General features: G+C 72.2%; 8 protein-coding genes and 1 pseudogene. 3 read left to right on the forward strand and 6 right to left on the reverse strand.

What is annotated here, in order from left to right; translation table 11 throughout:
- The coding region (locus tag RIF89_RS10020; protein ID WP_309068970.1) for a class I SAM-dependent methyltransferase at window positions 1-503 on the reverse strand (503 nt) is incomplete at its 3' end.
- A 79-nt stretch (window positions 504-582) separates the two neighbouring features.
- Here RIF89_RS10020 and RIF89_RS10025 point away from each other — a divergent pair.
- The gene (locus RIF89_RS10025) at window positions 583-957 is read left to right on the forward strand and encodes a Sec-independent protein translocase TatB (protein WP_309068971.1); all 375 of its coding nucleotides are present in this window, start codon (window positions 583-585) and stop codon (window positions 955-957) included.
- Between the two features lie 91 nt (window positions 958-1,048).
- Here the strand turns inward: RIF89_RS10025 and RIF89_RS10030 are convergent, their stop codons facing one another.
- Genes RIF89_RS10030 through RIF89_RS10045 form a run of 4 tightly spaced genes read right to left on the reverse strand, consistent with a single transcriptional unit; the run spans window position 1,049 to window position 4,455 of the window.
- Complete coding sequence (locus RIF89_RS10030; protein WP_309068972.1) at window positions 1,049-1,435, reverse strand: MmcQ/YjbR family DNA-binding protein; 387 nt, start codon at window positions 1,433-1,435, stop codon at window positions 1,049-1,051.
- A gap of 49 nt (window positions 1,436-1,484) precedes the next feature.
- On the reverse strand, window positions 1,485-2,642 hold the full coding sequence (locus RIF89_RS10035) for an Mrp/NBP35 family ATP-binding protein (protein ID WP_309068973.1): 1,158 nt from the start codon (window positions 2,640-2,642) through the stop codon (window positions 1,485-1,487).
- Window positions 2,639-3,163 (reverse strand): DUF1003 domain-containing protein, encoded by a 525-nt coding sequence (locus tag RIF89_RS10040; RefSeq protein ID WP_309068974.1) that lies wholly within the window; start codon window positions 3,161-3,163, stop codon window positions 2,639-2,641. The genes RIF89_RS10035 and RIF89_RS10040 overlap by 4 nt, the downstream gene beginning before the upstream one ends.
- The gene (locus RIF89_RS10045) at window positions 3,163-4,455 is read right to left on the reverse strand and encodes a magnesium transporter MgtE N-terminal domain-containing protein (RefSeq protein ID WP_309068975.1); all 1,293 of its coding nucleotides are present in this window, start codon (window positions 4,453-4,455) and stop codon (window positions 3,163-3,165) included. The genes RIF89_RS10040 and RIF89_RS10045 overlap by 1 nt, the downstream gene beginning before the upstream one ends.
- A gap of 122 nt (window positions 4,456-4,577) precedes the next feature.
- On the opposite strand from RIF89_RS10045, the gene RIF89_RS10050 reads away from it, so the two are divergent.
- Window positions 4,578-5,300 (forward strand): general stress protein, encoded by a 723-nt coding sequence (locus tag RIF89_RS10050; protein ID WP_309068976.1) that lies wholly within the window; start codon window positions 4,578-4,580, stop codon window positions 5,298-5,300.
- On the forward strand, window positions 5,297-5,968 hold the full coding sequence (locus tag RIF89_RS10055; protein WP_309068977.1) for an alpha/beta fold hydrolase: 672 nt from the start codon (window positions 5,297-5,299) through the stop codon (window positions 5,966-5,968). The genes RIF89_RS10050 and RIF89_RS10055 overlap by 4 nt, the downstream gene beginning before the upstream one ends.
- 24 nt (window positions 5,969-5,992) lie before the next feature.
- On the opposite strand, the pseudogene RIF89_RS10060 reads toward RIF89_RS10055, so the two are convergent.
- Window positions 5,993-6,139, reverse strand: a pseudogene (locus tag RIF89_RS10060) (aminopeptidase P family protein); the annotation flags it as partial.

The raw sequence follows: 6,139 nt of genomic DNA on the forward strand, positions 1-6,139 counted from the left end.
ACGGGGTCCGCCACGCGCCCGTTCAGCACGCGCGGCACCAGCACGGTCCCTCCCGCACGGGCGAGCCGCAGGGCGTGCTCGACGTACTCGAGGGTGTTCTCGGGGTCTGCGTCGACCAGCACGATGTCGTATGACGCTTCGTTCATGCGGGGCAGGACGTCGGCGGCGCGCCCCGTGATCAGGCGCACGCGCGACGAAGGGATGCGCGACTGCGTGAACGCCTGACGCGCCGCGGCGAGGTGCTCCGGCTCGTTGTCGATGGTCGTGAGCACCGCCTTCGGGGCGCCGCGCAGCAGCCACAGGCCGGAGACGCCCGCGCCCGTGCCGATCTCGATGATCGAGCGCGCATCGGTCGCCGCCGCGATCACGGCGCACTGCGCGCCGACACCCGCGCTGATCGGCCCGGCGCCGAGCTCGAGCGCGTGCTGACGGGCCTTCGCGATGTGCTCGGGCTCGACGACCGTCTCCCGTGCGAAGCGCGCGATCGCGTCATGCTCGCTCATTGAAACCTCCTGGATCACCCACAAGCGTACGGTCGCCGGACGCGCGGACCGGACAGGCGCGGCCGGTAGGCTGGAGGCCATGTTCTTCGGGCTCACCTTCGAGAAGGTGCTGCTGATCGGCGTGATCGCCGCGCTGCTGATCGGTCCCGAGCGGCTGCCGCGCTACGCCGAGCTGCTGGCGAGCACCGTCAAGCGGGTGCGGGACTTCGCGCGGGGTGCGCAGACCCGGGTGCGCGAGGAGATGGGCCCCGAGTTCGACGAGGTCGACTGGCGCAAACTCGACCCGCGTCAGTACGACCCGCGTCGCATCATCCGTGAGGCGCTGCTCGAGGACGACGAGCCGGCGCCGAAGCCGGCGACGCCCCTCATCGCGCCGCCGCGCCCCTCGGGCCCGATGGTGCGGCACACCTTCACCGCCGCGACGCCGCCGCCGTTCGACAGCGAAGCCACCTGAACGGGGCGCTGAGCTCGGTCCCGTGACGCATCGTGCGGCGGGAGCGCCGCGGTGCCTCGCGCGGCCTGGCGCAGGTCCTCGCGGGAGAAGGTCACCGACCGTTCCTCCCGAACGTGACCGGACCCACCCGCCGCTGAGCCTTCGGCAGGTTCTCGACGACCAGCAGGTAGGACTCGGTCACCAGCTCCTCGACGATCTGCTTCTGCAGACTCCCGCCCGGGTGCAGGGTGATCCACTGCCGCTTGTTCATGTGATACCCCGGCGTGATGTCGTCATGCTGCTCGCGGAGCGCTTCGCCATCGTGCGGCGCAGCCTTGACGATGACGATCGGCTCACCCGTGACCGCGGTCAGCAGCATGAAGACCCTGTTCCGGACCTTGAACACCTCCCACTCCGGCCCGAACGGATGCTCGAGACCGGCACCGGGGAGCTCCTCGACGCGATCCCTCGCGCACTGCTGCAGCGTGTCACCGTTCATTGCCCTCCAAGATCGGGTGCGAAGGGGGTACGGGGCGGTCAGCGAGGACTCAGCGGGCAGGGGCGACGGGAAGCCGTCGCCCGGAGAGGCGCCGGGGCTGCGACGCGATGCGCTCGGCCAGGCGCGTGATCTCCGCCGCTGCGGCGTCCTCCGGATGGGCCACCACGATCGGATCGCCCGCGTCGCCGGACGCACGCAGCGCTGGGCTGAGCGGGATCGAAGCCAGCACGGGGACATCCTGCCCCTCCGCCGACAGCGCGGCCGCGACCTCGGCGCCGCCCCCCGACCCGAACAGGTCCATCACGGTGCCGTCGGGGAGGGTCATGGCGGCCATGTTCTCGACCACGCCGATCACGCGCTGTCCGGTCTGCCGCGCGACGAGACCGCTGCGCACGGCGACGTCAGAGGCTGCGGCCTGCGGCGTCGTGACCACGAGCACGTCGGCGTGGGGGAGCAGCTGACCGACCGAGATCGCGACATCTCCCGTGCCGGGCGGCATGTCGAGCAGCAGCACGTCGAGATCGCCGAAGTACACGTCGGTGAGGAACTGCTGCACCGTGCGGTGCAGCATCGGCCCGCGCCACGCGACCGCTCCCGTGCGGGATCCGGACCCCGTGCCGTCGTCCTGCAGGAACATCCCGATCGAGATCGCCTTCACGCCGTGGGCGACGGGCGGCAGCATGAGCTGGTCGACGCGCGTCGGCTGTGCGATCTCGCCGTCCTTCGCGAGTCCGAGCAGCGGCGGGATCGAGAACCCGTGCACGTCGGCGTCGACGAGGCCCACCGACAGGCCCCTCTGCGCGAGCGCGACCGCGAGATTCGCCGTCACCGTCGACTTGCCGACCCCGCCCTTGCCGCTCGTGACGGCGATCACGCGCGTGAGCGATTCGGGCCCGAACGGCATGCCGCGCGCCGGGCGCAGTCGGGAGGTCAGCGCCTGACGCTCGGCCGGCGTCATGACGCCCACGTCGATCGTCACGGTGCCGACGCCCGCCACCGATTCGGCCGCGCGGCGCACGTCTGCCTCGATGCGGTCCGCCGCGGGGCAGCCGACGATGGTCAGCGCGATGCCGACTCGCACATCCGCACCCTCCGCCGCGACACCGCGCACCATGTCGAGCTCGGCCAGCGGGCGGCGCAGCTCCGGATCGGACACGCGGCCGACCGCGTCGCGCACCCGCTCGGCGAGATCCGTGCCGTTCGTCACTTCTCGTCGTCCGCGCGCTCGGCGTCGCGCGAGTCGAGCTCCTCGAGCATCGCCCGCAGCTCCTCACGCAGCACGTCGCGGCTCACGGCGCGCTCCTGCATGTCGCCGAGCGCCAGGCGCAGCGCCACGATCTCGCGCGCGAGGTACTCGGTGTCGGCGAGGTTGCGCTCGGCACGCTGGCGGTCCTGCTCGATCTGGACGCGGTCGCGGTCATCCTGCCGGTTCTGCGCGAGCAGGATGAGCGGCGCGGCATACGACGCCTGCAGCGAGAGCGCGAGAGTCAGCGCCGTGAAGCCGAGGTCGGCCGAGTCGAACCGCAGGCCCTCGGGTGTCACCGAGTTCCACACCATCCACAGCGCGACGAACAGCGTGAGCGCGATCAGGAACGTCGGGGTGCCCATCGCGCGCGCGATCCACTCGGTCGCGCGCCCGAAGCGGTCGCGGTTCCGGGGCGCCGCGGACGAGAGCATCGGCGAGCGGCCGCGCACGACGTCGGGCCGGGACATGTCGCGCGCGGCCATCACGCCCGCCTCACCCTCGGAATCGAGCCGGTCGCGGGCGCGACCGGCAGCGGCGCGTCGGCATCCTGCGAACGCCAGTCGTCGGGCAGCAGGTAGTCGAGCATGTCGTCCACGCTGATCGCTCCCACCAGGCGGCGCGCCTGGTCCACGACGGGCAGCGACACGAGGTCGTAGCTCGCCAGGCGACGAGCGACCTCGGCCGCCGTGGCGGTGACCGGGATCGGATCGATCGTGTCGTCGAGGATCGCGCCGATCCGCTCGTGCGGGGGATAGCGCAGCATGCGCTGGAAGTGCACGGCGCCGAGGAAGCGGCCCGTCGGCGTCTCATAGGGCGGGAGCGTGACAAACACGCTCGCGGCGAGTGCGGGGTGCAGCTCGTGACGGCGGATGGTCGCGAGTGCCTCGGCGATCGTGGCATCGGCCGACATGATGATCGGCTCAGGGGTCATGAGGCCTCCCGCCGTGTCCGCGCCGTAGCGCAGCAGCATGCGGACGTCCTCGGCCTCCTCGGGCTCCATGAGCTGCAGCAGCTCCTCCGAGCGCTCCGGCTCGAGCTCGGCGAGGAGGTCGGCCGCGTCGTCCGGATCCATCGCGTCGAGCACGTCGGCCGCGCGCTCGTCACCGAGCTTCTCGAGGATGTGCGCCTGCTCCTCCTCGGGCATCTCCTCCAGCGCGTCGGCGAGACGCTCGTCCGACAGCTCCTCGGCGACCTTGATCATCCGCTCCTCGGGCAGATCGAGCAGCGTGTTGGCGAGGTCGGCGGGGCGCAGCTCGGCGTAACTCGCGGCCAGGGCCTCGGCCGACTGCGCCTGGCCGGGCGTCTGGTGCTCACGCACCTCGCTCCACGTCGCGAACGTGGTCGGGCCCTTCGCGAAGGGCGATGCGCTCGTCTTCGGCTTGCGCAGAAACAGCTGGCCGATCGCCCATTCGCCGACGCGGTTGGGTTCGATCGCGACGTCCTCGATCACGGCCGACCCGCTGCCGTCCACGAAGTGCACGCGACGGCCGACGACCTCCGCGAGCACGCGGACCTCGTCGGCGCGCGGCTGGAAGCGACGCACGTTGATCAGACCCGTCGTGATGACCTGGCCGGACGAGATGGAGGTGATGCGCCCGATGTTGACGAACACCTGACGCCGGCCGGGGATCTCGCACACCAGACCGATCACGCGGGGCGCCGCGTTACTTCGGTACACGACGACGACGTCCCGGACCTTGCCGAGCCGGTCGCCCGCGGGGTCGAAGACGGGGCAGCCGGCAAGGCGCGCCGCGAAAACCCTCTGCGTGCTCATGTCCCCAGCGTAGTCCGCGCGTCCCGCACGCCGATCCGCTCGTGGCGGGCTCGCCGCGCCGCCGCCGCGCCAGCACGGCGCTCACGGAGGGCGCGTCGCACGCGCGTGCGAGAATGGCGCGCATGAGCATGGTGAGCGGGTTGAACAGGCCGTTCGAGATCGGTGAGATCGTCGCGAGCTTCAAGGAGTACGACCAGGCGCAGAAGGCGGTGTCGAAGCTGATCGCGGCGGAGGTGCCCGCCGCCGACATCGCGATCGTCGGCACCGCGCTGCGATCGGTCGAGAAGGTCACCGGCCGTCTCGGCTACGCCCAGGCGGCGTGGTCCGGTGCCGTGAACGGCGTGCTGCTCGGCCTGCTGTTCGCCGCCATGGTGGTGATCTGGACGCCCGGCCTGCCGATCTCGACGTTCGCGGGCGTGCTGCTCGTGGGCATCGCGCTCGGCATGCTGTTCCGCCTCATCGCCTACTCGATCCTGCGCCGCCGCCGCGACTTCGCGAGCGTGATGCAGGTCTCGGCCGAGCACTACGACGTCACCGTGCAGTCGCGCAGCGTCGGCAAGGCGCGCCAGGTGCTGGGCGCCGAGCCCGCGCCCGCCCGTCCCGCGACGCAGGTCGTGACCCCGCCCGCGCCTCCGGTGTCGCAGGAGCCGCCGCGGTACGGCGTGCGCGTGGACCCCGTGCCGCCGGTGCCGCCGACCGAGCCGCCCCTGCCGCCGACCTCCCGGCCCGAGCAGCCCCAGGCTCCGGACGCGCAGACCCCTCAGGCGTCGGGGAGCAGCCCTGAGCAGGGTGCGCCCTCAGGTACGGCACCGCAGGACGAGCCGAGGGATCCCGACCGCGCGTGAGCGCGTCCGAGAGCCCGCTGGCTGTTCCGCTGGCGAGCCGGCCCGTCGACGTCACGATCGCGACGGACGCGGCCGCGGACCCGCGGGCGGTGCTGCTGCTGGCGCACGGTGCCGGCGCCGGCATGCGACATCCGTTCCTGACGGGGCTCGCGCGTGCCCTGGCGGACGACGGGATCACGGTGATCCGCTTCAACTTCCCGTACGTGGAGGCGGGCCGCCGCATGCCGGGCCGTCCCGCCGACGCGGTGGCGGCGTGGCGCGCGGTGGTCGCGCACGCCGCCGGCCTCGGGCTGCCTGTCATCGCAGCCGGGAAATCGTACGGCGGACGGATGGCATCCATGGCGGCCGCAGAGGGGGACTTCCCGGTGCGCGGCCTGGCGTACCTCGGGTACCCGCTGCACCCTCCCGGGAGGCCCGAAAAGCCCCGCGCCGAGCATCTGCCGTCCGTCGCTCAGCCGCAGCTGTTCGTCGAGGGCGACCTCGATCCGTTCATCCAGCCGCTCGCACAGTTCCACGACGTGGTCGCGACCTGCCAGGACGCGGCGGTCGAGTGGATCGAGGGTGGCAACCACTCGTTCGAGGTGAAGGGCCGCAAGCGTTCCGCAGACGTCATCGGCGCCGAGCTCGCGCCCACGCTGTCGCGCTTCGTGGACGCGCTCGCTCGCTGAGCGAGCGAGCGCGTCACCGGTGACTCACCGAGCGGGGTTCAGCCGCGCGATCCACGCCTCGATCTCGTCGGCCGTGCGCGGGACGTCCGCGGACAGGTTCACGGGGCCGTCCTCGGTCATCAGGATGTCGTCCTCGATGCGCACGCCGATGCCGCGGTACTCCTCGGGCAC

This window comes from Microbacterium sp., from assembly GCF_031178525.1.
Classification (GTDB): domain Bacteria; phylum Actinomycetota; class Actinomycetes; order Actinomycetales; family Microbacteriaceae; genus Microbacterium.